Source organism: Nocardia sp. NPDC051833, assembly GCF_040681225.1.
Classification (GTDB): domain Bacteria; phylum Actinomycetota; class Actinomycetes; order Mycobacteriales; family Mycobacteriaceae; genus Nocardia.
In genome coordinates this window covers 226,196-249,524 of sequence record NZ_JBFAYK010000003.1, presented here as the reverse complement: position 1 = coordinate 249,524, position 23,329 = coordinate 226,196, and the positions used below count along the sequence as shown (strand labels likewise).

General features: G+C 69.8%; 25 protein-coding genes and 1 tRNA gene. 17 read left to right on the top strand and 9 right to left on the bottom strand.

What is annotated here, in order from left to right:
* The first annotated feature begins 52 nt into the window (after positions 1 to 52).
* On the top strand, positions 53 to 700 hold the full coding sequence (locus AB0L91_RS25795) for an MMPL family transporter (protein ID WP_365014211.1): 648 nt from the start codon (positions 53 to 55) through the stop codon (positions 698 to 700).
* A gap of 54 nt (positions 701 to 754) precedes the next feature.
* Here the strand turns inward: AB0L91_RS25795 and AB0L91_RS25790 are convergent, their stop codons facing one another.
* A complete protein-coding gene (locus AB0L91_RS25790; RefSeq protein ID WP_365014209.1) occupies positions 755 to 1,561 on the bottom strand; it encodes an alpha/beta hydrolase in 807 nt (268 codons plus the stop codon).
* A gap of 22 nt (positions 1,562 to 1,583) precedes the next feature.
* On the opposite strand from AB0L91_RS25790, the gene AB0L91_RS25785 reads away from it, so the two are divergent.
* Positions 1,584 to 2,186, top strand: a complete 603-nt coding sequence (locus tag AB0L91_RS25785) for a TetR/AcrR family transcriptional regulator (protein WP_365014206.1) — start codon at positions 1,584 to 1,586, stop codon at positions 2,184 to 2,186.
* Here AB0L91_RS25785 and AB0L91_RS25780 read toward each other — a convergent pair.
* From AB0L91_RS25780 to AB0L91_RS25770, 3 genes are all read right to left on the bottom strand, one after another.
* Positions 2,165 to 3,862 carry an aldehyde dehydrogenase family protein gene (locus AB0L91_RS25780; RefSeq protein WP_365015279.1) on the bottom strand — a complete coding sequence of 566 codons (1,698 nt, stop codon included), beginning with the start codon at positions 3,860 to 3,862 and terminating at the stop codon, positions 2,165 to 2,167. The two genes, AB0L91_RS25785 and AB0L91_RS25780, sit on opposite strands and share 22 nt — an antisense overlap.
* A gap of 169 nt (positions 3,863 to 4,031) precedes the next feature.
* A complete protein-coding gene (locus tag AB0L91_RS25775) occupies positions 4,032 to 4,220 on the bottom strand; it encodes a hypothetical protein (protein ID WP_365014203.1) in 189 nt (62 codons plus the stop codon).
* A 60-nt stretch (positions 4,221 to 4,280) separates the two neighbouring features.
* Positions 4,281 to 4,886 (bottom strand): ATPase, encoded by a 606-nt coding sequence (locus tag AB0L91_RS25770; protein WP_365014201.1) that lies wholly within the window; start codon positions 4,884 to 4,886, stop codon positions 4,281 to 4,283.
* 366 nt (positions 4,887 to 5,252) lie between these two features.
* On the opposite strand from AB0L91_RS25770, the gene AB0L91_RS25765 reads away from it, so the two are divergent.
* A tRNA-Pro gene (locus AB0L91_RS25765) sits at positions 5,253 to 5,329 on the top strand.
* A 211-nt stretch (positions 5,330 to 5,540) separates the two neighbouring features.
* Here AB0L91_RS25765 and AB0L91_RS25760 read toward each other — a convergent pair.
* Complete coding sequence (locus tag AB0L91_RS25760; protein WP_365014198.1) at positions 5,541 to 6,779, bottom strand: helix-turn-helix domain-containing protein; 1,239 nt, start codon at positions 6,777 to 6,779, stop codon at positions 5,541 to 5,543.
* Between the two features lie 154 nt (positions 6,780 to 6,933).
* Here AB0L91_RS25760 and AB0L91_RS25755 point away from each other — a divergent pair, with 154 nt between their 5' ends.
* From AB0L91_RS25755 to AB0L91_RS25745, 3 genes are read left to right on the top strand one after another with little or no spacing between them, the layout of a single operon-like run.
* Positions 6,934 to 8,460, top strand: a complete 1,527-nt coding sequence (locus AB0L91_RS25755) for an NAD(P)/FAD-dependent oxidoreductase (RefSeq protein ID WP_365014195.1) — start codon at positions 6,934 to 6,936, stop codon at positions 8,458 to 8,460.
* Complete coding sequence (locus AB0L91_RS25750) at positions 8,457 to 9,386, top strand: alpha/beta fold hydrolase (protein ID WP_365014192.1); 930 nt, start codon at positions 8,457 to 8,459, stop codon at positions 9,384 to 9,386. Before AB0L91_RS25755 ends, AB0L91_RS25750 begins: the two co-directional genes overlap by 4 nt.
* Positions 9,383 to 10,231, top strand: coding sequence for an SDR family oxidoreductase (locus AB0L91_RS25745; protein WP_365014189.1), 849 nt, complete (start codon positions 9,383 to 9,385; stop codon positions 10,229 to 10,231). Before AB0L91_RS25750 ends, AB0L91_RS25745 begins: the two co-directional genes overlap by 4 nt.
* Positions 10,232 to 10,287: 56 nt before the next feature.
* Here the strand turns inward: AB0L91_RS25745 and AB0L91_RS25740 are convergent, their stop codons facing one another.
* Complete coding sequence (locus AB0L91_RS25740) at positions 10,288 to 11,139, bottom strand: SDR family NAD(P)-dependent oxidoreductase (RefSeq protein ID WP_365014186.1); 852 nt, start codon at positions 11,137 to 11,139, stop codon at positions 10,288 to 10,290.
* Between the two features lie 106 nt (positions 11,140 to 11,245).
* Between AB0L91_RS25740 and AB0L91_RS25735 the strand changes: the two genes are divergently transcribed.
* The 4 genes from AB0L91_RS25735 to AB0L91_RS25720 all read left to right on the top strand — a co-directional run bounded on the left by AB0L91_RS25735 (position 11,246) and on the right by AB0L91_RS25720 (position 14,149).
* Positions 11,246 to 11,851, top strand: coding sequence for a helix-turn-helix domain-containing protein (locus tag AB0L91_RS25735; protein WP_365014184.1), 606 nt, complete (start codon positions 11,246 to 11,248; stop codon positions 11,849 to 11,851).
* Between the two features lie 133 nt (positions 11,852 to 11,984).
* Positions 11,985 to 12,416, top strand: a complete 432-nt coding sequence (locus AB0L91_RS25730) for a MarR family transcriptional regulator (protein ID WP_355282570.1) — start codon at positions 11,985 to 11,987, stop codon at positions 12,414 to 12,416.
* Positions 12,417 to 12,457: 41 nt separating this feature from the next.
* Positions 12,458 to 12,997 (top strand): nitroreductase family protein, encoded by a 540-nt coding sequence (locus AB0L91_RS25725; protein WP_365014179.1) that lies wholly within the window; start codon positions 12,458 to 12,460, stop codon positions 12,995 to 12,997.
* A gap of 111 nt (positions 12,998 to 13,108) precedes the next feature.
* Entirely contained in the window at positions 13,109 to 14,149 is a 1,041-nt protein-coding gene (locus tag AB0L91_RS25720; protein ID WP_365014176.1) for an oxygenase MpaB family protein, read from the top strand.
* A 16-nt stretch (positions 14,150 to 14,165) separates the two neighbouring features.
* Here the strand turns inward: AB0L91_RS25720 and AB0L91_RS25715 are convergent, their stop codons facing one another.
* Positions 14,166 to 15,311, bottom strand: a complete 1,146-nt coding sequence (locus AB0L91_RS25715; RefSeq protein WP_365014173.1) for a lipase family protein — start codon at positions 15,309 to 15,311, stop codon at positions 14,166 to 14,168.
* Between the two features lie 163 nt (positions 15,312 to 15,474).
* Between AB0L91_RS25715 and AB0L91_RS25710 the strand changes: the two genes are divergently transcribed.
* The 5 genes from AB0L91_RS25710 to AB0L91_RS25690 all read left to right on the top strand — a co-directional run bounded on the left by AB0L91_RS25710 (position 15,475) and on the right by AB0L91_RS25690 (position 19,830).
* Complete coding sequence (locus AB0L91_RS25710) at positions 15,475 to 16,698, top strand: sensor histidine kinase (RefSeq protein ID WP_365014169.1); 1,224 nt, start codon at positions 15,475 to 15,477, stop codon at positions 16,696 to 16,698.
* Complete coding sequence (locus tag AB0L91_RS25705; protein WP_365014167.1) at positions 16,695 to 17,372, top strand: response regulator transcription factor; 678 nt, start codon at positions 16,695 to 16,697, stop codon at positions 17,370 to 17,372. Before AB0L91_RS25710 ends, AB0L91_RS25705 begins: the two co-directional genes overlap by 4 nt.
* A 75-nt stretch (positions 17,373 to 17,447) precedes the next feature.
* Entirely contained in the window at positions 17,448 to 18,008 is a 561-nt protein-coding gene (locus AB0L91_RS25700; protein WP_365014164.1) for a dihydrofolate reductase family protein, read from the top strand.
* Positions 18,009 to 18,037: 29 nt separating this feature from the next.
* On the top strand, positions 18,038 to 18,553 hold the full coding sequence (locus AB0L91_RS25695) for an AAA family ATPase (protein WP_365014162.1): 516 nt from the start codon (positions 18,038 to 18,040) through the stop codon (positions 18,551 to 18,553).
* On the top strand, positions 18,553 to 19,830 hold the full coding sequence (locus AB0L91_RS25690) for a hypothetical protein (protein ID WP_365014160.1): 1,278 nt from the start codon (positions 18,553 to 18,555) through the stop codon (positions 19,828 to 19,830). The genes AB0L91_RS25695 and AB0L91_RS25690 overlap by 1 nt, the downstream gene beginning before the upstream one ends.
* Before the next feature lie 39 nt (positions 19,831 to 19,869).
* Here the strand turns inward: AB0L91_RS25690 and AB0L91_RS25685 are convergent, their stop codons facing one another.
* The gene (locus AB0L91_RS25685; protein WP_355282544.1) at positions 19,870 to 20,937 is read right to left on the bottom strand and encodes a cytochrome P450; all 1,068 of its coding nucleotides are present in this window, start codon (positions 20,935 to 20,937) and stop codon (positions 19,870 to 19,872) included.
* A gap of 198 nt (positions 20,938 to 21,135) precedes the next feature.
* Positions 21,136 to 21,477, bottom strand: coding sequence for a hypothetical protein (locus tag AB0L91_RS25680; protein ID WP_365014156.1), 342 nt, complete (start codon positions 21,475 to 21,477; stop codon positions 21,136 to 21,138).
* 202 nt (positions 21,478 to 21,679) lie between these two features.
* Between AB0L91_RS25680 and AB0L91_RS25675 the strand changes: the two genes are divergently transcribed.
* Both AB0L91_RS25675 and AB0L91_RS25670 read left to right on the top strand, forming a co-directional pair.
* A complete protein-coding gene (locus tag AB0L91_RS25675) occupies positions 21,680 to 22,828 on the top strand; it encodes an MFS transporter (protein ID WP_365014153.1) in 1,149 nt (382 codons plus the stop codon).
* 129 nt (positions 22,829 to 22,957) lie between these two features.
* Positions 22,958 to 23,308, top strand: coding sequence for an Lsr2 family protein (locus AB0L91_RS25670; RefSeq protein ID WP_355282535.1), 351 nt, complete (start codon positions 22,958 to 22,960; stop codon positions 23,306 to 23,308).
* Positions 23,309 to 23,329 lie beyond the last annotated feature (21 nt).

Below are 23,329 nucleotides of genomic sequence, written 5' to 3'. Positions count from 1 at the left end.
GAAAGCCGCGACCTCGCCCCGCAGTCGCGAGATTCTGCGGTCCGTTCGCGATGTGGTCCCCGATGCGCGGGTTCTCGGTGAGGTCGCGCGATTCGACTCGCTGTTGCAGAGCCTGGCGAACCGGTTGCCCTACGTCGCCTTCCTGTTGATCGCGCTGAGTGGGTTGTTCCTGGGCATCCTCACCCGCTCGGTGGTCATCCCGATCAAGAACGCGGTCATCGGTGTGCTGTCGTTGGGCGCCACTCTCGGCATCCTCGTTGTCGTGTTCCAGCACACCGCGATCGGCGGTTCACCCGCTCTGGAAGTGACCGCGCTGGTCATCGTCGCGGTGCTGGCCTACGGCCTGTCGACCGACTACGCCTCGTTCCTGTTCCACCGCATGACCGAGGCCCGCCAGGCCGGGGCGTCGCCACGCGAGTCGGTCGATACGGGCCTCGCGAGCACCGCGCCGGTCGTGACGTCGGCGGCGTTGCTACTGGTCATTCCGTTGGGTGCACTGCTCGCGTCACGACTCACCCCGGTGCAGATGCTGGGCGCCGGTGCGGCACTGGCCGTCGTGCTCGACGCGACCCTGGTCAGGGTTCTGCTCGTGCCGTCGTTGATGGGCTTGCTCGGCCGTCACAACTGGTGGCCTTCGGCTCTGCACCGAGACGAGGACCTGCCCGCGGCCGGGACGAAGGCCACAGTGCCGCAGCGCTGACGGCGACGGCCCGCGGGCAGCATCCCGCGGGCCGTCACCGCTGGAGCGCGAAACTCAGATCGGGTCGGTGTTCAGGCGGTTCTCAGCCGACGCCGCCGTTTCGCGAACGAAGCCGGCGAACCGTACCGGATCGGCCAGTGGCAGATAGTGCCCGGCTCGGGGAACCACGCTCAGCCGTCCGCTGTGGCAGGCCCGGACGAAGCGGCGTTCGTGGATCCGCAGGTGATCATGGCGGCCGTTGATCAGCCACACGGGACCCGGGTACGAGGCCAGCGCCCCGAGCACATCGAATCGGCTGAGCTCGGCGACTACGTCCGGGATCACCTCGGTGGCGATGCCCCCGCCGTTCACAGCGGCCGCCACCGGTCCCGGCAGCATCGCGTCGAACAGGCGCGCACTCGCCCGCCGGCCGCCATCGGACTGCAGCGACAGCACCCGATGCATGATGGAAAAGGGCAGCATCAGCGTTCGACTCGGCACACAGGTCGAGCCGGCGACGACCAGGCCGACCACTGCGCCGGGAGCCTCGGCGGCCGCCGCGACACCGACGTATCCCCCCAGAGAATGCCCGACGACCAAGGCCCGGCCACCGACGGAATCAATGGCGGTGCGCACTGTTTCGGCAGCGGCGGCGAGGGTGAACTTCTCGCCGTGACGGCGACCGTGTCCCGGCAGGTCGACCGCGATCACCGGATGACCGTCGGCGACACGATCGGCGACCATCGTCCAGGCCGCGCCGCTGAGCCTGATTCCGTGGATGAGAACCACCGGCAGACGATCCGACATCGCAAACCCCTCCTCGCAAAAAGCAACGCAACGTTGCGTTGTAATGAGGCTAGCGCGGGCAGAATTGCAACGCAACGTTGCGTTGTATCATTGCGGCGTGTCCGCCACCGACTCACCCACCGCAGGCCCGCGTAAAGCGGAGGTCATCTACCTCGCCGCCCTCGAGCTCCTCGCCGAGGCCGGGTACGACGACATGACGATGGAGGCGGTCGCCCACCGATCCGGGGTCAACAAGACCACGCTGTACCGGTGGTGGCCGTCCAAGGACGCCCTGGTGGCGGCGGCGCTGACGGTCGCAGCGCCGCTGCGGATCTCCATTCCCGACACCGGAACGTTCCGCGGCGATCTAGCCGCGCTCGGACGCGAGATCGCCCGACTGCTGACCGCCGAGGACACCGCGGCCATCGCGGCGGCGGTCTTGTCCGCCTCGGCGTCGCGACCGGCGCTCGCCACCGTCGGCCACCGGTTCTTCAGCGATCGGCTCGAGCGCGAGCAGGCCATCTTCGACAGGGCGGTCGCACGCGGGGAGATCGCGGCCGACACCGACGCCGGCACCGTGATCGACCTACTGGCGGGCTCGCTGTGGGCGCGTCTGGTACTGCGCGGGCTGACGCTCGGCCCCGACTACGTCGACACGATCGCCGACATCGTCGCGCGCGGTGTCAGCGAGCGAACCGGTCAGCCGGCCAGCGCCGAGTAGAAGATCTTCAGAAGCTTCCCGTAGCGGCGATGCGCGTAGAAATCGACGAGATCACGTCCGGTAGCCACCGCGGTGCGGTTGGTCACGAACCACGGCGGTTTCGGGCTGAGCGTGAACATTCCCGACAGCAGGGCGCGTGGTGCGGGCCGGAACGGCCCCCGCACCACGGTCCGTTCGACATCGTCGAGCAACAGCGCGTTGTGGACGACACCGATGCCGCTCTGGATATCGGCGAGGGTGTGCCCCGGGTAGGCGCCCCAGGCAGCTCGCGCGATGCCGAACGCCAGTCCGGTCCACGCGTTCACCGCGATGGTTCCGTATCGCAGGCTCTCGATCGCGCCGTCGAACACCGGTCCCAGCTCCGCGAGCGTATCCGGGTGCGCGAGGATGTTCGCGCCGAGCGTGCCCATCAATTCGTCATTGGCGAATTCCACCGCGCCGGAGAGGAACTCCGCACCGGTGCCGGGGAGCTCGACGACGCCGAGGACCGGGGAGAAATACTCGGTGCGCAGCAACGGACTGTCGGTGGTCGGCAGATTCTCGACCAGCACCCGCCCACCGAACTCGGTCGCGCCGGGATAGGACTTCAGCGCCGCGTCCACCCGTCCCGCGCTGCCCGGGTAATAGGCGGCGCGCTGGGGCGCCCGCCGCAGAGCCGCGCGCAGTTCGTCGAGGAACGTCGCCTTGTGCTCCCAATCCCGGCTCACGACGACGACCTGCACGGCGATGCAGTTGTAGCCGCCGTTGTGCAGCCGCGAGGTGGCTACGTGTTCGGCCTGGAACCTCAGATCGTCGCCATTCCACGGCCCGGGAACCACGATGGTCGGCGAGACGCCACCGAGCTCGCTGGTGATCGGCTTGTCCAGCAGCGGTTTACCGGACCGGCGCCGCTTGTCAGCCTCAGCGCCATGGCCCCACACGATGGCATCGTGAGTTTGCGTACCGCCGGTCATGTGAACGTGGGCGACGGCGGGATGCTCGACGAGGTATCCGCCCTCGGCGGCGCCACCGCGCAGAATGCGCACGACACCGAGGTCGATGAAGGGCGCGAAGATCTTCTCGAACACCGGCAACAGCGGATCGGTGATCGGGTTCAGTTTCAGCGCGACCACCCGGTTGTGCGCGAACAACTCGTAGAGAACGTCCAGCGGAGCGATCGACATGATGTTGCCTGCTCCCAAGACAACGCCGATTCCAGCGGTAGCAGCCGGATCGAGCTGCGCGAGGCCGGCCCGTCGCCTGGCGGTTTCCGCGTCGACGCCAGGGCGCAGCCAGACGTCGGCGCGAAACCCGTTGAGGACAAGCTTGTCCAGCGTGTCGAAAGGCAGCACCGGCACCGCGACGCGACCGCCGGGCGCCGCGTCGATCCGCATACCGTCCAGCGGGCTTCGACCCTCGGCGAGCGCTTGCACGGTGTCGCCCAGCGCTTCGATCCCCTGCAGGAGAGCGAGCGGTCCCGACATCCACTCTTCACCCAACAGGGGCGAGTCCTCGTCCAGGCTCTTGATCTCGATTGCCGCCCGCACCCAGTCCGCCGCGTAGCGACCGGTCAGGCCGTGGACTCGGCTCAGCAGGTCTCGACGCTCGGCCGGCGTCGTCTTCGACCAAACCTTCTCGCCGCTGCCCAGATCCGTCAACGCCTGATCGAGCACGGCGCGATCGACTGTTTTTGTCATACCTTCACTGTCCCCGGGATCCACACGACCACAAGAAGTTACGTAACAGCTCGGTACCGCCGCGATTCCCGTGAGCTCCGCTCGGACATGGCGTGCGTGCGGTCGCGGAGTACACCGCTCGGGCGCACTGACCAGGCCGACAGCCCGAACTCATCCCCACTCGCCTCCGCTACATCGCGGGTAGTCGTTCGCCTTGAACGACCTCGATGTCGAGTTCGATCTGGACGGTGGTGCCGACGGCGGCCGCTCCCGCACGTACCACCGCGTTGTAGTCGATCGCGAGATCGTTTCGATGCAACAGTGTTTCGTTGTGAAACGCCGCGCGCACGCCAATCCCACGGATCTGGCCCGAAGCCACCGTAGGTCACTGCGAGATCGATCGGGCGACGCTGACCACGCAGGGTCAGCTCACCCGGCATCACCCAGGTGTCGGCATCGAGAGCCCACTCACGGTGTCGCCGTGACCATTCCGCGTACTCGCCGCTGTCCTGGGCCCGCTGCCTGCCGTACTCCCCGACGGTCTCCAGCATCCGGAACCGAACCGTGTCACCGAGGTCTCCGCGAACCTGATGATCTCCGTGGCGACCGCGATGATCGACCGTTCGTCGGTCGCGACTCGGCGGATCTGGGGCCGGGACCCACTGTTCAGCCGGTACGCCATGGCGGCACTGCGTTCGAGATGCGCGTCCAGGGTGGAACCTTTCTCACGTTGGGAAAGGCGCCGGAGAGCGGTCTCGTCCGTGCAGGTCAGAAGCACACCGATGACATGGGGGCTGTCGCCCATAGCTGCGGTCAACCGGTCGGTCACCTCACCCAGGACACTGGCCGTGTTGATGTAGATCAATCTCCGATATCCCAGCACGCGGTAGTTGGCCCACATCGCGGCGAGGTTCCGCTCAGCTAGTCCATGCTCTTCCGCCGACGGGTACGCCATGTCGAGAAAGTCGCCGTCGATCACGCAGTGTCGCACTCCCGCAACAGACAACTGGGCATGAATCTCGTTGCCGACAGCGCTCTTCCCCACTCCTGCCGATGGTGCCCCGCTCCGGTTTCACTGAAGGCGGGTTCGGTGGACCGGTCTCGGGAACATCGCACATTCTCTCAGCCCAGAACGAAATCCGCCTCGACTACCAGTCGACCAGCAACGGTCCCCAGGTCGCCCGCGGTCCCCATCGTGGATGGTCCCGCCGAGCGCACGAACCTGTAGTCAGGACCCGGTCCACCTGAGCGTCCACCTACGTGTCGCGTCTGCCAGCCATCCGGGGTGGCTCGGCAGCGATACGTGCGCTCGGACCTCGCGGGAACGCAAAAACAGCCGTCTACCAGCCGATTAGTTCCTACGCCGACTAGTGCGGTAATCTTTTCGAGCACCCGGAGACGGGGGCAAGAACGGGCTGTGGCGCAGCTTGGTAGCGCACCTGACTGGGGGTCAGGTGGTCGCAGGTTCAAATCCTGTCAGCCCGACCATGCAAAAATCCCCTCCGACCTCGGTCGGAGGGGATTTTGTGGTTGATGGGCCGCGCGCAGTTGGGGACCATTCCGGGACCATCCGGGTTTCGCGTGTAGCTGGGGCACACTTCGTCGCGTCGTTGCCTAAAGATGCTCCAAGGCAAGTGAATTCGGTGTCGTTGCGCGGGGCAACAGCATCGGTGTGAACTGACCGCGAGAGCAGGGTCGGTCATCGGGTCCAGCGGAGAACCTCGAGGGCGGCGCCTACCGCGATGGTGTTGCCCGTCAGGGGGCGGGGTAGGAGTTCGTCGGCGCGGGAGAGGCGGCGGACAATCGTGCTGCGGTGGGTGTAGAGGTGGTCGGCGGTGCGGGTGATGCTGCATTGGTGTTCGAGGTAGGTGGTGATCGCTTCGAGGACGTCGGGGTCGGCGGTGGCGAGGTCGCCGAGGGTGTCGGTGACGAATTCGTCGGCGCGGAGTGGGTCGGCGGTGAGGACGGCGACCAGTTGGACGTCCTCGTGGCGGGCTACGCGGCGGTGGGAGGTGAGCCTGGTCAGCATGCGCTGGGTTTCGAGGGCGTCGAGGTGGCTGCGGCGGAAGCCGGGGATGCCGATGCCGGGTCTGCCGATGGCGACGCGCACGTCCGGGGCGTCGGCGAGACCGGTGGTCACCGGGTCCAGGTCCGGCGCGGTGTCGATCGGCAACCACAGCCACAGCGCGGCGGCGCCGGCCACGATGGTGAGCCGGTGGGCGGCGCCGCCGACGCGCAGCAGTAGTTCGGCGGCCATTTCGAGCTGGTCGCTCGCGCCGGGCGAGCTCGCCCAGAGGACGGCCGCGGTGTGCGGGCCGGTCAGCCGGTAGCCGAGCTGGCGTTCGGCCTCGCCGCGGCGGATCGGCGCGCCCTCGAGCAGCAACGAGACGGTCGCGCGCCGTTCGGCGTTGGTGCCGCGGGTCAGGTCCTCGCGTTCGGCCTTCATCTGGGCCGTGATGGCGGCGACGGTGTCCTCGACATAGGTCGAGATCGACAGCGACGCGAGTTCCAGCAGCTCGCGGAGCTGAGCGGGGTCGTCGGTCAGCCCGAAGCAGATCTCCATGCAGCGGTTCCAGACGACGCTGTAGCTGGTGCGGTAGGCGTCGAGGGAGGACTCGTCCAAGCCGCGCCGGACCAGGTCCCGTGCCGCGGTCAGGGCTTCGGGGCCGAGGTGCGGTGGGACCCGGCGACCGGGATGCTGCATGTTCGACCAGGCCCAGTGGGTGATGTTGGCCAGGTTGGCGCGCCGCACCGCCGCCGCGAGCACCGGGTCCTCGGCGATCCGGCGCATCCGCTCCCCCGCCAGCGAGGCCGCGTGCAGGTCTTCCAGCCATTCCTCCGACGGGGTGAGCGCTGACTCGGCCGCCGTCCGGATCAGGGCGACGATCTCCGGCCCGGGCTCGGGCCAGTGCAGATCGCGTGCATCATTTTGCCGCATCAGCCGATCATGCTGCGTCTTTATGTCGTAGCGCAAGACCGTCGATCCGGCGGACTCTGGAAGGACACCCTGCCCCGGCGCAGACCCGCCCGAGCACGTCGCCCTCAGCCTCCGCACCGGCACACGCACGGCGGAGCCGGATCAAGGAGCCGCTATGACACCCACCTCGACCGCCGAACCGGCGCAGACGGGCACCGACCACGTCGACGTCCTGATCGTCGGCGCCGGGATCTCCGGCATCGGGGCGGGCCGCTACCTGCGAACCCTGTTGCCGCACAAGAGCTTCACCATCCTCGAGGCCCGCGGCAGCCTCGGCGGGACCTGGGACCTGTTCCGCTACCCGGGCATCCGCTCCGATTCCGACCTGCACACCTTCGGCTACGAGTTCAAGCCGTGGCGCGACGAGCAATCCATCGCCGACGGCGCCCGCATCCTGGACTACCTGCGCGAAACCGCCACCGAGAACGGACTCGACGACACCATCCGCTACCACCACAGGGTCGTCGGCGGCTCGTGGTCATCGGCGCAAGCGCGCTGGACCGTGCAGGTCGAACGCACCGACACCGGCGAACACCTCGAACTCACCGCCGACTGGATCTTCTCCGCCGCGGGCTACTACCGCTACGACGAAGGGTTCACCCCCGAATTCCCCGGCCGCGACCGGTTCCAGGGCACCGTCGTGCACCCGCAGCACTGGCCCGAGGACCTCGACTACGCGGGCAAGCGCGTCGTGGTGATCGGCAGCGGCGCGACCGCGGTCACGCTGATTCCCGCGATGGCCGAGACGGCCGCGCACGTGACGATGCTGCAGCGCACTCCGACCTACATCCTGCCGGTGCCCAGGAAGGACCCGATCGCGAACGCGCTCAAGCGCCTGTTCGGCGACGAGCGCGGCTACGCCTTGACCCGCCGCAAGAACATCGCCCAGCAGAAGCTCGTCTGGAGTCTGTCGCAGAAGTACCCGGACCGGATGCGCCGGATCATCCGATGGACCAACGCGAAGCAACTGCCCGCGGGCTATCCGGTCGACGAGCACTTCAATCCGCCGTACAACCCGTGGGAGCAGCGGCTGTGCACCGTGCCCGACGGTGACCTGTTCAGGTCCATCCGTAACGGCACGGCTTCGGTGGTCACCGATCGCATCGACACCTTCACCGAGAACGGGATCCGGCTGACCTCCGGCCGCGAACTCGAGGCGGACATCATCGTCACCGCGACCGGGCTGAACGTGCAGGCGTTCGGCGGTGTCCCGGTGACGATCGACGGCCGCACTGTCGCGGTGTCGGACACGGTGGCCTACAAGGGCCTGATGCTCTCGGGCGTACCGAATCTCGCCTATGCCATCGGCTACACGAACTCCTCGTGGACGTTGAAGATCGGCCTGCTGTGTGAACACTTCTGCCGCGTGCTGGCCCACATGGACGACAACGGCTACCGGATCGCCCGCGCCGAGATCGCCGACACCGCCCTGTCGACCCGGCCGTTCCTCGACTTCGCCGCGGGCTACATCCAGCGGGTCGTCGATCAGCTGCCCAGCCAGGGCGACCGGATGCCGTGGCGGACCTCGATGAACTACCAGGACGATGTGAAGCTGTTGCGCGAGGCCGACGTCCTCGATCCGGAGTTGCACTTCGAGACCGCGCACCAGCCGGCCCGACGCACGGCGACGGTCCCCGCGTGACGGCTCCCGACGGTGTGCCCACGCGGGAACGGGTGACACCGCTGCCGACCGGCTCGCGCATCTGCTACCGGATCGACGGGCCGACGGGCGGCGTCCCGCTGGTGCTCGTCGCCGGGCTCGGCCTCGATCTGACGGCCTGGCCGCCGCGCCTGGTCGACCAGCTCGCCGCGGCCGGGTTCCGGGTGGTGCGGTTCGACAACCGGGATGTCGGCCGGTCCAGTGCCGGGCATGGTCGACCGCCCGGCACCGCGCGGATGCTGTTCTCGCGTCCGCGCCGCGACGCGTACACGCTCGCCGACATGGCCGACGACGTCTACTGGCTGCTCGACCACCTCGACATCGGGGCCGCGCACGTGGTCGGGATGTCCATGGGCGGGATGATCGCCCAGACCCTCGCCGCCCGGCATCCCGAACGCGTCGTCACCCTCACGTCGATCTTCTCGACGACGGGGAATTCGAAGGTGGGTCAGCCCGCGTGGTCGACGAAGGCCCGGCTGGGTGCGCGCCCGCCGCGCACGACGGACCAGGCGGTCGATCGTCATCTGGCCTTGCTGCGCCACATCGGGTCGACGACCTTCCCGCCCGATCCGGCGCTCGAGTGCCGATGGGCCGCCGGGGCGTGGATCCGCGGTGCCGGTCCGCGGGCGCACGAAGGCATCGCCCGGCAGATCGGGGCGATCCAGGCGTCCGGCGACCGGACCGTGGAGTTGCGCACCATCGCCGCGCCGACCCTGGTGATCCACGGCGACACCGACCTGATGGTGCATCCCAGCGGTGGTCGCGCCACCGCGGTCGCCGTCCCCGGCGCCCGCTATCTCGAAATCCCCGGGATGCGGCACCATCTCGCGCCCGGCGTCCTCGACCGGCTCGCACGAGTCATCACCGACCACGCCCGCACCACGCAATCCGCAGGAGACCTCGGATGACCACTTTCCAGGGCAGAGTTGCCGTCGTCACCGGCGCGGGTTCCGGCATCGGCCGCGCACTGGCGCTCGGGCTCGCGCGCCGCGGCGCGCTGATCGCCGCCTCGGACATCGACCGCGACGGCCTCGCCGAGACCAGCGCGCGGGTGGCCGCGCTCGGCGCCGACATCCACTCCGCGACAGTCGATATGGCTCATCGCGAGGCGGTGATCGACTATGCCGAGGAGGTGATCGCGCACTTCGGCGCCGTCCACCAGATCTACAACAACGCCGGGATCGCCGGTCGCTCGGCGACCGTGCTCGACAGCGACTGGGCGAACTACGACAAGGTCATCGCGGTCAATCTCTTCGGGGTCATCCACGGCACGAAGGCGTTTCTCCCGCACCTCATCGCCTCGGGTGACGGCCATGTCGTCAACATCTCCAGCCTCAACGGCTACCTCGCACAGCCGTCACTGTCGGCCTACTGCGCCAGCAAGTTCGGCGTCCGCGGCTTCACCGAGGCGCTGCGCGCCGAGATGCTGGCGGCGAGGCACCCGGTGCGGGTCACCGCTGTCCACCCCGGCGGGGTGAAGACCGACATCGCGTCCAACGGTGTGGCGGAGGCGCTTGCCGACGGTGCCGAAGTGACTGCCGCACAGCGTAAACGGGCCGCCATCTACAACGACAAGCTCCTGCGGATGCCGGCCGACGAGGCGGCGGCCATCGTCCTCGACGGTGTCGCGGCCGGCTCTCCCCGGATCCGGGTCGGGCGTGACGCCGCGTTCCTCGACCGCGTCGTTCGCCTGTTCCCGCGGTTGTATCCGAAGGTCGTCGCCGAGTTCGAGCGCCGCGTCCTCGGCGCGTGAATCCGTTCCCCCGGCGGCACCGGCGAACTCCCTCGCCTGAGCCGCCGGGGCTTCGGTCATCGGTGCGCTCCCGTCTGGACCGGCCGCGGCGCGAGCGCGCCGAGCACCCTGGTCGCGACGGAGGCGAACAGCCGCTGGTAAGCCGGTCCGAGCAGGCGCACCGCGGTGTCCATGGCGACGGCGTCGTAGCCGATCAGCACGCGCGGCTTGCGCGCGAGGACGCCGCGCAGGATGGTCTGCGCGGCGGACTCGGGGCTGGTCGGGGTGAGCTTCTCGGTGAACAGGGTGCGCAGGGCGGTCATGTCGGTGCCGACGCTCGAGGTCGCGCTCGCCACGATGCCGGTCCGCACGCCACCCGGGTGCACGCAGGTCACCGCCACCGGGTGGCCGGAGATCAGCATCTCCTGGCTCAGGGCCTCGGTGTAGCCACGGACCGCGAACTTGGCCGCGTTGTACGAACTCTGGGTGGGCACGCCGAACAGGCCGAAGACGCTGGAGATATTGACCACGTGCCCGTCGCCGGAGGCGATCAGGTGTGGCAGGAACGCTTTGGTCCCGTGCACGACGCCCCAGAAGTCGACGTCCATGACGGCTTCCAGATCGGCGTAGGACGTCTCGTCGACGGTGCCGAACTTGGTGATGCCCGCGTTGTTGATCACCAGGTTCACCGTGCCGAAGGTGGCGGCCACGGCGTCGGCGTAGGCGTGCACGGCCCCGCGATCGGCGACGTCGAGGACATGCTGATGCGGTGCGCCGCCGCAGAGTTCGGCGGTGCGGGCCAGGCCCGCGACGTCGACGTCGCTGATCGCCAGGCGGGCGCCGCGCGCGGTCAGCTCGACGGCCAGCGCGCGCCCGATACCCGAGGCGGCGCCGGTGACCACGGCGACCTTGCCGTTGAAATCCTTCATCGTGTCTCTCCCGATTGCGGTGTGCGGTCCCCGGCAACCGTAGTTACCAGTCAGTTGCATTACAAGTCATTCGACTGGCAAATCTGGGCATCGGTAGGATCGGCCTGTGCCGAACCCGACCCGTACCCAGTCGCAGCGGCGGGCCGCGACGGTCGACGCCCTGCTCGACGCCACGATCCAGGTGCTGACCGACGGCGGGTACGCGGCGCTGACCACCCGCCGGGTGGCCGAGCGGGCGGGCGTGAGCCAGGGCGCCCAGCAGCACTACTTCCCGACCAAGAACGCCCTGGTCGACGCCGCGCTGCAGCGGATGGTCGACGAGCTGGCCGCCGAGGCCGTGGCCACGCCGCTGCGCGCCGAGACCGAACGCGACCGCGCCGAGGAACTGCTCGACCGGCTGTGGGACCTGCACAACCTGCCGATCGGCCCGGCGGTGCTCGAATTGCTCAACGCGGCCAGGACCGATCCCGAGATCGCGGAACAGGTGGTGCCATCGACGCGGGCCGGACTCGCGGCCATCCACGCGATCGCGGCCGCGGCGCTGCCCACCTACGCGCGGGCGGCGGGTTTTCCCGATGCCATCTCGGTGGCCGTGTCCACCGTGCGCGGCTCCTCGACCCTCGCCTCGATTCCCGGCCTCGGTGACGTCCATCCGCCCTGGCCACAGGTACGGGATCTGCTCATGCGGATGCTCGACACCCTCCTCCCCTGATCCGGTGCCACCATCGACCGGTCTGGGCCACAACCGATCTCGACGCACCGACCCGACCCGCGCTCGGGAGTTCATGGGAAATTCTCAGCTCACTGCCAGCTGACCACCGGGACCGGTTCGTAGTTTCGGATCCGTGTCCACGTTGTCGACAACCCCTGATCTGGCCGGCGCCCTGTCCCTGGCCACCGTGCGGCTCGCCCGCCGCCTGCGCGGCCACCGCGCCGATCCACAGATTTCGCTGTCCCAGCTCTCGGCCCTGACCACCCTGGGCCGGGAAGGGGCGATGGCGGCCGGTGCGCTGGCCGACCGGGAACAGGTGCGCCATCCCTCGATGACGCGGACCATCGCGTCGCTCACCGAGCTCAACCTGATCGATCGGCGACCGCACCCGACCGATCGCAGGCAGACGCTGCTGTCGGTGTCCCCCACCGGGCAGGCGCTGCTGGCCGAGGAATCCCGGGCCTCCGAATCCTGGATGACCGAACGGCTGTCCGAGCTGTCCGGCGAGGAGATCGCGCAGCTCGCCAGGGCGGTCGAGATCATCGGCCGCATCGCCGCGCGGTGACGACGGGCATAGGAACGGGCGGACCCGGGTTGGCAGTGAGCGTGTCTTCCGAACCGATCCGCCTGCATCCGCTCCTGGCCGGCCGCTACAGCCCGCACGCGTTCGACCCGGCAGGAACCGTCGACGACGAGACCCTCGACGTGCTGCTCGAGGCGGCGCGGTGGGCGCCCTCAGCGGGTAACTCGCAGCCGTGGAGCTTCTATCCGGCCCGGCCGGGCGAGGTCGAGCACAAGCGGCTCCTCCGGTTTCTGGCACCGAGTTCGGCGCGCTGGGCGCCCGACGCGGGGCTGCTGATCGTCACGCTGGCCCGGCGCTTCGTCGACGACTCCGGTCTGCCGTACTCGGAATTCGCCGACTACGACCTGGGCCAAGCCGTCGCCCACCTCACCGTGCAAGCCCAAGCGCTCGGCTTGGCCTGCCACCAATTCCGCGCCTTCGACCGGGACGCGGTCACCGCCGACCTCGCCCCCAATCCGGGCTGGGCCGTGCTGTCGATGATCGCGGTCGGCCGCGCCGCCGACACCGCGACCGCGCGCACCCGGCACGAGATCGCCCACCTGCGGGCGGCGCCCTGGCGGTGAGTCGGTCGCGTTGTCGCGCATCGCTTCCGCCGCTAGGGTGTCCCTACTGCCGAACAGCTTGTCCCGCAGACCCCTTCAGCGCTCCCGGGGTTTGCGCGGGGAGGGGGAACGATGAGTTCGATCGAGCCGGTCTGGGGACGGTACAGCCCGCGCCCCCTGATCCACGGATTGCCCGTCCTCATCCTCGACGCCGGCTATCTCCCGTGGGAGTCCTACGACGAACCGGCGGGCGATCAGGGATACACCGGCCCGGACAGTCCGGCGTGGCGGGTGCTCGGTCACCAGCCCGCCGCGCTGCTGGGCGGAGTGGTCGGGCTGCTGATCGGCACCCTGCATCCGGTGGTCCTGCGCGGCACGCTCGAGCACACCGAACTGGAGCGCGATCCGCTCGGCCGCCTGGCCCGGACCGCGGGCTTCGTCCGCGCGACCACGTATGCGGCCGGTCCGGTGTCCGACCAGGTGATCGAGGTCGTCAACCGGATGCACGTGCCGGTCTCGGGGACGATCAACGGCCGCGACTACAACGCCGCCGACCCGGACCTGATCACCTGGGTGCACGTCACCATCTGGGGTGGGTTCCTCGACGGCTATCAGCGGCTCAGCGGACGCGCACTGGCACCCGACGACGTCGACCGGTACTGGGCCGACATCGCCCCGATCGGCGAGAAGCTCGGCGGCACAGGCGTTCCCCGCGATCGCGCGGCCGTCGAAGCGTACTGGCACACCGTGCGCGGCGAACTCGCCGAGTCCGCCGCCGACCGCGCCGCCGCGCGGGCGGAAGCGGCGTGGATCCTGCACGAGGTCGGGTCGTGGCACGGCACCGTCGCCAGGGACGGCGCCCGCCGGGTGGGCGAGCTGTTCACCCGCTTCGGCAGGCCGGTCGGCGCGACGGTGGCGGCCCTGTCCCGTTTCCCGATCTGGTACTGCGCCAATATCCTGCTGCGGGTGATCGTGGGGATGCTGCCCGGTTGGGCGGCGACCGAGCTCGGCATCACGCCGCGCCGATGGCTGGACGCACCGGCCCGGCTGATCACGAGGGTGGTGTTCTTCGTCTACGACCGGGCGGCGGGCGACCCCGAACACGTCCTGCGTGCCCGCCGCCGCTGCCGACGGCAGCCGACCACCGAGCCGTCGGAATCGGCTGCGGCGTAACGGTCTTCGATCCCGGTCAGCTCGCCGGAAGCACCCCGGCGACGAACGATCGCGTGTCGCCCGCAGTGGCCACCAGGATGGCGAAATGGTCGGCCGAGGGATGGCGCACGAGCCTGCTGTCGGCCCCGCCGAACCGGAGCTGCTCCTGTAGCAGCACCGTGGTCGGCATCGGCTGAACCCGGTCCGCGTCACCTTGCAGGAGCAGCACCGGCCGCCGGAACCCGTCGGTGGGCGGGGCGAGATAGTCCGCCAACGCCGTCATGAGCGGCGAATCGGCCAGGGGCGCGGCGAACAACGCGCCGACCGGTCGGCCCGCGACCGCGGCCTCCAGCACGCCCAGGCAGTCCTCGCCGGCCCGGGCGACATCGAGCAGATGCCTGCCGTGCGGAGTCAGATAGTCGGCCACCCCGATATCCGGGCGGGCGTGATCGAGCCCGGCCAGGATCATGACCAGCCGGGCATGGAGTCCGTCCAGGCCGGGCAGGGCCGGTGTGCCGGGACGGGCGAGCGCCGCGATCGCCTCGCCGATATTGCTGGTCGGCGCGTAGGCGACGGTGCCACGCAGGTCCAGGTCGGCGGCGTAGTCCGGCCACAGCCGCGACGCGGCGAGCGCGGCTTGGCCGCCGATGGAATGTCCGGCCGCCACGAACGACCGCGACAGCCGCGGGTCCACGGTGTGGCCGGCGCGCACGGCGTCGAGGACGGCGTGGCCCGCCGCGCGCCACGCGAGGTACTCGTAGGTCCCCGGTCCGCCCAGCCCGATGTAGTCCGTCGCCGCGACGGCGTAGCCCTGGTCCAGGTAGGTGGACATCTGCGGTGTCTCGTCGAACGTGTCGGCCTGCCCGCCATCGAGATTGGGGGCGCACCCGTAGGTCATGCCGCTGGTCCCGTGTGCCCAGGACACCACGGGCCATCCGCCCGCGGGCGGGTCGCCCGCGGGCACCAGGACGGTGGCGCCGCTGACCTGGGGTTCGCCGTGCTGTCCGGTCGTCCGGTAGAGCAGGCGGTAGCCGCGCGCCGCGCCGGGAATCAGTTCGCCGCCGGTCAGTTCGCGTGCGGTGACGACACTGCCGGGTTCCGGTGGCTGGGCCGACGCGCGACCGGCGGCGGTCATGGAGGCGAGAGCGAGCACTGCCGCCCCGACGGAGACGATACGTTTCATGCCTCCGATTCCACTCCCGGGTTGGTCTTTTCGCGTCCGGCGCCGGCATCGAGCCGCTACACCGATCGACGTAGTCCCGGCCCGCTCGGCTACGCCGAGCCGCGTAGCCGAGCGCACCCTCGCACCCATGCGGACGCGGCGTCCGGTCCCCTACGATCACGACATGCGACGGTGGGATGTACCGCGAGCGAGGGCGTGGGCGGCCCGCAGGCCACCGTGGCTGACGGATCTGCTGCTGGCGTTGTTCGTCATCGGGATGCAGGTGGAGAGCGCGGGGACGGCGCTCGGGGCGGAGCCGGTGGCCAGGCCCGTCACCGATTTCGGGCATGCCGCCTACGCGCTGCTGATCCTCGGCGGCGGCGTGCTCGTCGTCCGGCGCCGTTATCCGGTGCTGGTTTTCGGCATCACCGGCGTGCTCAGCCTGGTGTACTTCGGTCTCGGTTTTCCCGACCGCCTGTCCTGCCTCGCGCTGTTCGTCGCCACCTATACCCTCACCGCGCACAGCGACCGCCGCCGCTCGGTGGTGATCGCCGGCGCGGGCATCGCGGTGCTGTCGCTGGGCTGGCTGGCGGCGGCCGCCGACACCGAGCCGAGCGTGGCCATCGGCTGGGTGTTCTTCCGGATCGGCGCGACGGTGATCAGCATGACGCTGGGGATGTCGGTGCGCTCCCGCCGGATCATCGCCGCCGACGCCCAGCAGCGCGCCGAACTGGCCGAGCGACATCGCGAGGAGGAGGCCAGAGCGCGAGTCGACGCCGAACGGCTCCGGATCGCGCGAGAAGTCCACGACACCGTCGCCCACGCCATCGCGATCATCAATGTGCAGTCCGGTGTCACCGCGCACATTCTCGACAAGCGACCGGAGCAGGCGCGCGAGACGCTGCGGATCATCGAGCAGACCAGCGCGCGAGCACTGCGGGAGATGCGGGCGATCCTCGGCGTGCTGCGCGGTGACGACCGCCGCGCACCGAGCCCCGGGCTCGGGCAGCTCGACGACATCCTCGACATGGCCCGCGAGGCCGGACTCGAACTCACCGTCGAACGGTCCGACGCACCGACGCCGCTGCCGAGCGCGGTGGAGAGCGCGGCCTACCGAATCGTGCAGGAGTCGATCACCAATGTGATCCGCCACGTCGGCCGCACCTCGGTGACCGTGGTCCTGGAGTCGAGCGCCGACCGGCTCCGGGTCCGGGTGGCCGACACCGGACCGGCCGGGGCGGCGCGCGCACCGGAACTCGCCGACAGCGGTGGCGACGGCCGCGGCATCACCGGCATGCGGGAACGTTGCCGCCTGCTCGGCGGAGATCTCACCGCGAATCCGTTGCCGCACGGCGGATTCGAGGTCCTCGCCCAGCTCCCGCTGGCTCGGGTCGGAGCGCTCCGGTGAGCCCGGCGCCCGCGATCAAGGTCGTCCTCGCGGACGACGAGCATCTCGTCCGATCGGGGTTCAAGGTGCTGCTGGACCTGGAGGACGACATCAGCGTGGTCGGCGAGGCCACCACCGGCGTCGAAGCGTGCGATCTCGCCAGGACCGCCCGCCCGCACGTGGTGCTCATGGACATTCGCATGCCCACGCTCGACGGGATCCGGGCCACCGCGCGCATCGCGGGCACCCCAGGGCTCGAGCACGTCAAGGTCCTGATCCTCACGACCTACGACACCGACGAGAACGTCTTCGACGCCCTGCAGGCCGGGGCCAGCGGGTTCCTGCTCAAAGACGCGGGCCCGGCCGAACTGCTGCATGCCATCCGGGTGATCGCGGCCGGGGACGCCCTGCTGGCACCGCGGGTCACCCGCCGCCTGATCGGGCAGTTCGCCGCACAACGCCGGCTGGCCGCGTCGGCCGCGGACCGGCTGGCGGTGCTCACCGACCGGGAACGCGAGGTCCTCGCCCTGGTCGGCCGGGGAATGAGCAACGACGAGATCGGCGCGGCGCTGTTCCTCAGTCCCGCCACCGCCCGCACCCATGTCGGCCGCGCGATGACCAAGCTGGGTGCCCGCGACCGCGCCCAGCTCGTCGTGATCGCCTTCCGGACCGGCCTGACGACCCCCGACGAGTGAACGACGAGCCGTCGTCGCGTGCGTAAGGAAACCGTAAACCCGCACGGGCACAGTGTTCACATCGCACGAACCACTATGCAGGAGAAGACAATGGGCAAGCTGATCGAATCCACCTTCGTCACTCTCGACGGCAGCGTCGACGCACCGCACGAGTGGAGCGCACCGTACTGGGACGACGAGCACGCCGCCTACGCCTCGGAGTTGCTGTCCGCCGCCGACGGGCTGCTGCTCGGCCGCGAGACCTACGCGGGATTCGCCCAGGTGTGGCCGACGCGCCCGGCGGGCGACCCCTACACCGACCGCATCAACGCCCTGCCCAAGTACGTCGCCTCGACCACCCTGCGGCCATCGGAGCTGACCTGGAACGCCGAGTTGCTCGCCGGCGACACCGTCGAATCCGTGCGCGAGGTGAAGGCCCGGACCGACGGGGCGCTCCTGAAGTTCGGCACCGGCGCACTCTCCCAGCTCCTGCTCGACAACGCGCTCGTCGACGAGTACCACTTCTGGGTGTTTCCCGTCATCGCCGGTGCGGGCACCCGGCTGTTCGACGGCAAAGCCGACACCACACACCTGAAGCTGCTCGGCACCACCCGGTTCGACTCGGGCATCGTCGTGCACCGGTTGGCTCCCCGCTGACGAGGCCGCGGCGCCGATAAGGTGGGTCGGTGCAGAGGATTCTGATCTCCGGAATCTCGGGGGCGGGGAAAACGACATTGGCGAGCGCGCTGGCCGACCGGCTCGCCCTGCCCAGGCGGGAATTGGATGCGCTGCATCACGGGCCGGGCTGGGTGAAACGGCCGGAATTCGAAGCCGAGGTCGAGCAGTTCACGGCGGGGCCGTGCTGGGTGACCGAAGACCAGTATCGGCGGTGGCTGGGCGATCTGCTGTGGACGCGGGCCGACACCGTGGTGTGGCTGGACCTGCCGAAGCGGACGGTGATGACGCGGGTCGTGTGGCGCTCGTTCACCCGGGCCGTCACCGGCCGGGAATTGTGGAACGGCAATCGAGAATCGTTCCGGAACTGGCCGGATCACGACCACCCCATACGATGGGCCTGGGCCCGCTACGAGGACCGTCGGGTCCGCACCGAAGAACTCATCGCCCGGTTTCCCGAACTGACCGTGGTGCATCTGACGTCGGCCGGCGACGTCCGTCGCTGGTTGCGTGGTCTCGGGTCGTGATGCCGGAAATATCCCCGACCCGTGCCTTCGCCCGCCCGCTGTCGTCGTTCGAGTCGTATTTCGCCGTCACCTCGGCGACGATCTGGGTCACCGATCAGGTGGTCGGGCCGCTCGATCTCGACATGTTGCGGGCGGCGTGGGACCTGGTGTGCCTGTCGCATCCCGTGCTCACCGCCCGGCTCGTGCCCACCGCCGGGGACGACGAATCCGTCGCCGGACTGCGCGGTCTCGAGATCGTGGTCCCGGCCGGGCCGGCGGCAGCGCCGATCGGGCGGATCGATGACGAGTCCCCGACGCTCGGGGCAGGCGGTCCGGTCGCGCGGCTCTCCGTCGGCACGGACCCGACACGGGTCGCCCTCGCGTGCCACCACGCGATCGCCGACGGCAGGCTCGTCCAGTTCTGGCACGACGAGTTGTGGTCGTACTACACCGAACTCGCGGCCGGGCGGACACCGGCGATCCGACCGCATCCGGTGCCCCTGTCCCCCGAGGCACTACTCGGCGAACGCGGCGTCGTCAGGACCGCGGGCCCGCCGAACCGGTTGGGCCACGCCACTCCCACCAATCTGCCGAGTGGCCGGGCGGCGCCTCCCGTGCGCTGGCGCCAGGTGCGGCTGCGCGCGGCCGATACCACGGCCCTGCTCGCCACCGCCAGGCGTCGAGGTCAGACGGTGCACAGCCTCGTCGCCGGTGTGGCCGGCGTCGCGACCCGGCGGTTCCTGCCGATCGAGGATGATCGGCCGATCGACATCAATGTCGTTTCGCCCGTGGACATTCGGCCGAGGCTGGACCCGCCGGTGCCGGTCTGGGCGGGCACGAACATCCTCGGGATGGCGAACGCCGTCGTCGCGGTACACCCCGGTTCGGATCCCGCCGACGTGGGCGCCGTCGTGACGGGACAGTTGGCCGCGGACTTGGCGGCGGGTGTTGTGCACCAATCGTTCCTGCACATGGCCGATACCGTCGACCGGCCGCGGCCCCTGGTGCCGCGCACGATCACGACGAACCTGGGCGTGCTGGCACCGACTCCCACGCCACCGGAGACGACGATCACCGATCTGCGCTACGCGTTACGGTTCGACTGGGCACCGCTCGTCGCCATGATGACCGCAGCCGGGCACACCGACCATCCACTACTGCGCACCTCGGTGCACATGATCCACACCCGGGCGGGCAGGCTCTGCGTCGACTTCTCGACCTCGCTGTCGGAGGAACGCGCCGACCGGTACGCCGCCGAGTTCACGGCGCTGCTCCTCGGCCTGACAACGCCGGGCTAGCGACCGCGCGCCCTCCGGTCTCGATGCTGAACGCGGGTGTCAGCGCGTCACGCTGTCGAAGGTCAGGTGGAGTTCGCGGGGTGCGCCGACGCTGATGCCGACCGAGCGCTCGATCTCGGTGCCGGGGGCCAGGCGGAAGCCGGTGAGGCGGTCCAGGAGGCGGGTGATGCCGATGTCGAGTTGCATGCGGGCGAAGTGGCGGCCGACGCAGCGGTGGATGCCGATGCCGAAGGCCAAGTGGGGGTTGTGGTTACGGTCGAAGTCGAGGTGTTCGGGGTTGTCGAAGCGGACGGTGTCGCGGTTGGCGGAGCGCCAGTGCACGGCGATCCGGTCGCCTTTGACCAGGGGGACGCCCAGCAGGTTGTTGTCCTCGGCGACGACCCGTCCCATGACGCTGACGGTCGAGGTGTAGCGCAAGATCTCGTCGAGATCGCGGGTCGCCCAGTCGGGTTCACGCAAGCGCTCCTCCAGGCCGGGGACCGCGGTGAGGTATTCGGCGATGTAGGCCAGGGCGCCGCGGGTGGTGTCGAGACCGCCCAGCAGCAGTACGGTGACGACCCCGAGCCGTTCCTCCATCGTGAGCGGACGCCCGCCTTCTACGGTGGCGTCGACGATGGACTGGAGCAGGTCCTCGCGCGGCGCCGCTGCCCGCTCCGCCATCAGCTCGGCGGCCAATCCCGCCACCGCCGCGAAACTTTCGGGGGTGTTCTGCACCGACACCTGGGTGACGGCGTCGACCGCGCGGGCCAGGCGCTCCTCGTTGTCGTCGTCGAGCACGATCTTGGCCAGCGCGCCCGCGGTGAACGGGATCGCGAACTCACTCACGAACTCGACCTCCCCACGCTCGGCGAACCGATCGATCAGGTCGTCGGCGAGCTGCCGCACCACCGGCTCGTACCGTTGCAGCGCGGGCTTGGCGAACGGCCCGTTCAGGAATGCCCGGAAGTCGTGGTGCAGTGGCGGATCCACGTCGATCGGCGGCAACGCCACCGGCACCGTCGTCAGGCCGGGCATGGCCGAGCTGAAGATCTTCGGATGCGCGGCCACGGTGACGAGATCCTCGTACCGCGTCACCACATGCATCCCACCGCCGAACCCGGTGTGCACGACCGGACAGTGCTCGCGCGCCCACGCGAGCTCCCCGTCCAACCGCGCGCAATGACCCTCATCGAACCAGTCGAGCTGATCGAAAAACCCTTGCCCGCTTGCGTTCACGGCAAACCTCTTCCCACCCCGGAGCATCGACCCCACCGATGGTGCGCCCGCCACCGTGCCGAGTCAACCCTCGGTGCGACGGAATTCCTGTCATGGCTCCCGGTGGTGGAAGACGCGTTCGATCAGGCCGCGCAGGGGTTGGTCCAACGGCTTTCCCCCCGTATCGAAACCGGGTGCGGGGTTGCCGCTGAACCCGCCGATCAGTTCGTGGGTTCCGTCCGTGGTGGTGGCCCAGACCTCGGTATCCGGCGGGCGCCAGACGACCACCGCATCGGGGTAGTGGGTCAGTTCGGCCAGCATCGCGTCGGGCCCGCGGAACGCCAGCACGACCTTGCCTTCCTTCGGGAACTCGTAGTACATCCCTTCCGGCTCGATCGAGACAGCGAACTGGTGACTGTCGGGCCGGGCCGATATCGCGAGCTGGAACTCCATCCGCCGATCATGCCCCAACCGACTGGGTGGCGACCGGGTCCGGACCAGGAGCGCCGCTCGGTGCGGGGAGTGAGGATCGGTGAAAGCTTGTCAGCGATAGGAGCTGTGGGATCGGGGCGCGGCGGCGGCGGCGATCGCCGAGACTGAGGACCATGCCGTGGGGACCGCGATGAGTACGAGGGCCGAGCTAAACGCGCCGTCGGTGGCGGGGCCGCGGAATCTGACCCTCGCGCATCTGCTCGTGCTCGCCGTCGGCACCTTCACCCTGGGGGTGGACGGTTATGTGCTGGCGGGGCTGGTTCCGGAGGTCGCCGTCGATCTGCGCGTCTCGATCAGCACGGCGGGGCAGCTGACCGCGCTGTTCGCGATCGTCTACGCGGTCGGGTCGCCGGTGATCGCCGCGTTGACCGGCAGCTGGGATCGCCGGGTGTTGCTGGTCGGCGGGATGGTCGTGTTCGTCGCCGGGCTGGTGGTGCAGGCGGCGGGGCCGAACTTCGCGACGGTGGCGGCCGGGCGGGTCGTCGCGGCGCTCGGAGCGGCGGCGTATCAGGCGAACGCGTTCAGCACCGCGGGTCTGCTGAGCGACGACGCGCACCGGGCCCGCGCACTGGCCGTGGTCGCGGGTGGTGGGTCCCTCGCGCTGGTCGCGGGACTCCCGTTCGGCATCCTGGCCGGGCACGCCTGGGGGTGGCGTACCGCCGTGTGGATCCTGGTGGTGCCCGCGGTGATCGCGGGGTGCGCGGTGGCGTTCCTCCCGCCCGCGCACGCGCCGAGGCTGTCGCTGGGTGACCGGCTACGCATCCTGACCGACGCGCGGGTGCGGGCCATCCTGCTCGGCACCGTGACCGTGATCGTGCCCGCGTTCCTCCTCATCGCCTACCTGCCCACGGTCCTGGATGTCTCCGGCACGCTGGTCGTCGCGGCGATGCTGGCTTTCGGGTGCGGGCAGGTCATCGGCACCACGATCGTCGCGCGACTCATCCATCGGCGGGGCGCGCCGTGCACGCTCACCCTCGGCGCGGCCGGAGTCGCCGTCGCTGCGGTCCTGCTCGCGGCGGCCCGCACGACCACCCTCGGCGCGGTCCTCGCCATGATCGGCCTCGGTATCAGCGTCGGCATCTCGATCGTGCCGCAGCAGCACCGGTTCTTCGCGCTCGTCCCCGCGATCGCGCCGATCGCGATGGGCCTCAACGGGTCAGCGGTCTACCTCGCGGTCGCGCTCGGTGCCGGTCTCGGCGGCGGGGCGCTGGCCCTGGCCGGCGCGGTCGCGCTGGCGCCGACCGCGGCCGTGCTCGGACTGCTCGCCGTCACCGTCGCGCTGGCGGTTCGCCCCGAGGACGGCGGCCGGTAGACCACCGCACCGGGCTACCACCGACCGACGGGTAACCCCGAAATATCCCCGGGAGTGGGGCGGCGGAAGCGATCACCGGGCTCGCATTACGATCACTGAGGAAACAGCCCCTCATCGAACAGGATCCTCATGGCGCGCAAAGTCGTTGTCACCCTCGTCGACGATTTCGACGGCGCCTCCGCCGCCGACGAGACCGTATCGTTCGGCATCGACGGTGCGAGCTACGAGATCGACCTGTCCGAAACGAACGCGGCCAAACTCCGCGATGTCTTCGAACAGTGGATCCCGGCGGCCCGTCGCACCGGACGGATCAAGGCGAGCGGTCGCCGGTCCGAATCGACCACCTCGGCCGCCGCTCCGGCACGACGCAACGATCTGACCGCGATCAGGACCTGGGCCAGCAACAACGGTCACCCGGTCTCGGCCCGCGGCCGGATCGCGGCCGACATCATCGCCGCGTACGAAGAGGCGACCGCCTAGCGACACGACCCGCGGCCGCGC

What these genes read in the sequence shown, in the direction of transcription:
- AB0L91_RS25755 (WP_365014195.1), top strand. Translation starts at nt 6,934, where the DNA reads ATGACACCCACCTCGACCGCCGAACCGGCGCAGACGGGCACCGACCAC.
- AB0L91_RS25710 (WP_365014169.1), top strand. Translation starts at nt 15,475, where the DNA reads ATGCGACGGTGGGATGTACCGCGAGCGAGGGCGTGGGCGGCCCGCAGG.
- AB0L91_RS25780 (WP_365015279.1), bottom strand. Translation starts at nt 3,862, where the DNA reads ATGACAAAAACAGTCGATCGCGCCGTGCTCGATCAGGCGTTGACGGAT.
- AB0L91_RS25715 (WP_365014173.1), bottom strand. Translation starts at nt 15,311, where the DNA reads ATGAAACGTATCGTCTCCGTCGGGGCGGCAGTGCTCGCTCTCGCCTCC.
- AB0L91_RS25740 (WP_365014186.1), bottom strand. Translation starts at nt 11,139, where the DNA reads ATGAAGGATTTCAACGGCAAGGTCGCCGTGGTCACCGGCGCCGCCTCG.
- AB0L91_RS25720 (WP_365014176.1), top strand. Translation starts at nt 13,109, where the DNA reads ATGAGTTCGATCGAGCCGGTCTGGGGACGGTACAGCCCGCGCCCCCTG.
- AB0L91_RS25690 (WP_365014160.1), top strand. Translation starts at nt 18,553, where the DNA reads ATGCCGGAAATATCCCCGACCCGTGCCTTCGCCCGCCCGCTGTCGTCG.
- AB0L91_RS25680 (WP_365014156.1), bottom strand. Translation starts at nt 21,477, where the DNA reads ATGGAGTTCCAGCTCGCGATATCGGCCCGGCCCGACAGTCACCAGTTC.
- AB0L91_RS25700 (WP_365014164.1), top strand. Translation starts at nt 17,448, where the DNA reads ATGCAGGAGAAGACAATGGGCAAGCTGATCGAATCCACCTTCGTCACT.
- AB0L91_RS25670 (WP_355282535.1), top strand. Translation starts at nt 22,958, where the DNA reads ATGGCGCGCAAAGTCGTTGTCACCCTCGTCGACGATTTCGACGGCGCC.
- AB0L91_RS25745 (WP_365014189.1), top strand. Translation starts at nt 9,383, where the DNA reads ATGACCACTTTCCAGGGCAGAGTTGCCGTCGTCACCGGCGCGGGTTCC.
- AB0L91_RS25760 (WP_365014198.1), bottom strand. Translation starts at nt 6,779, where the DNA reads ATGCGGCAAAATGATGCACGCGATCTGCACTGGCCCGAGCCCGGGCCG.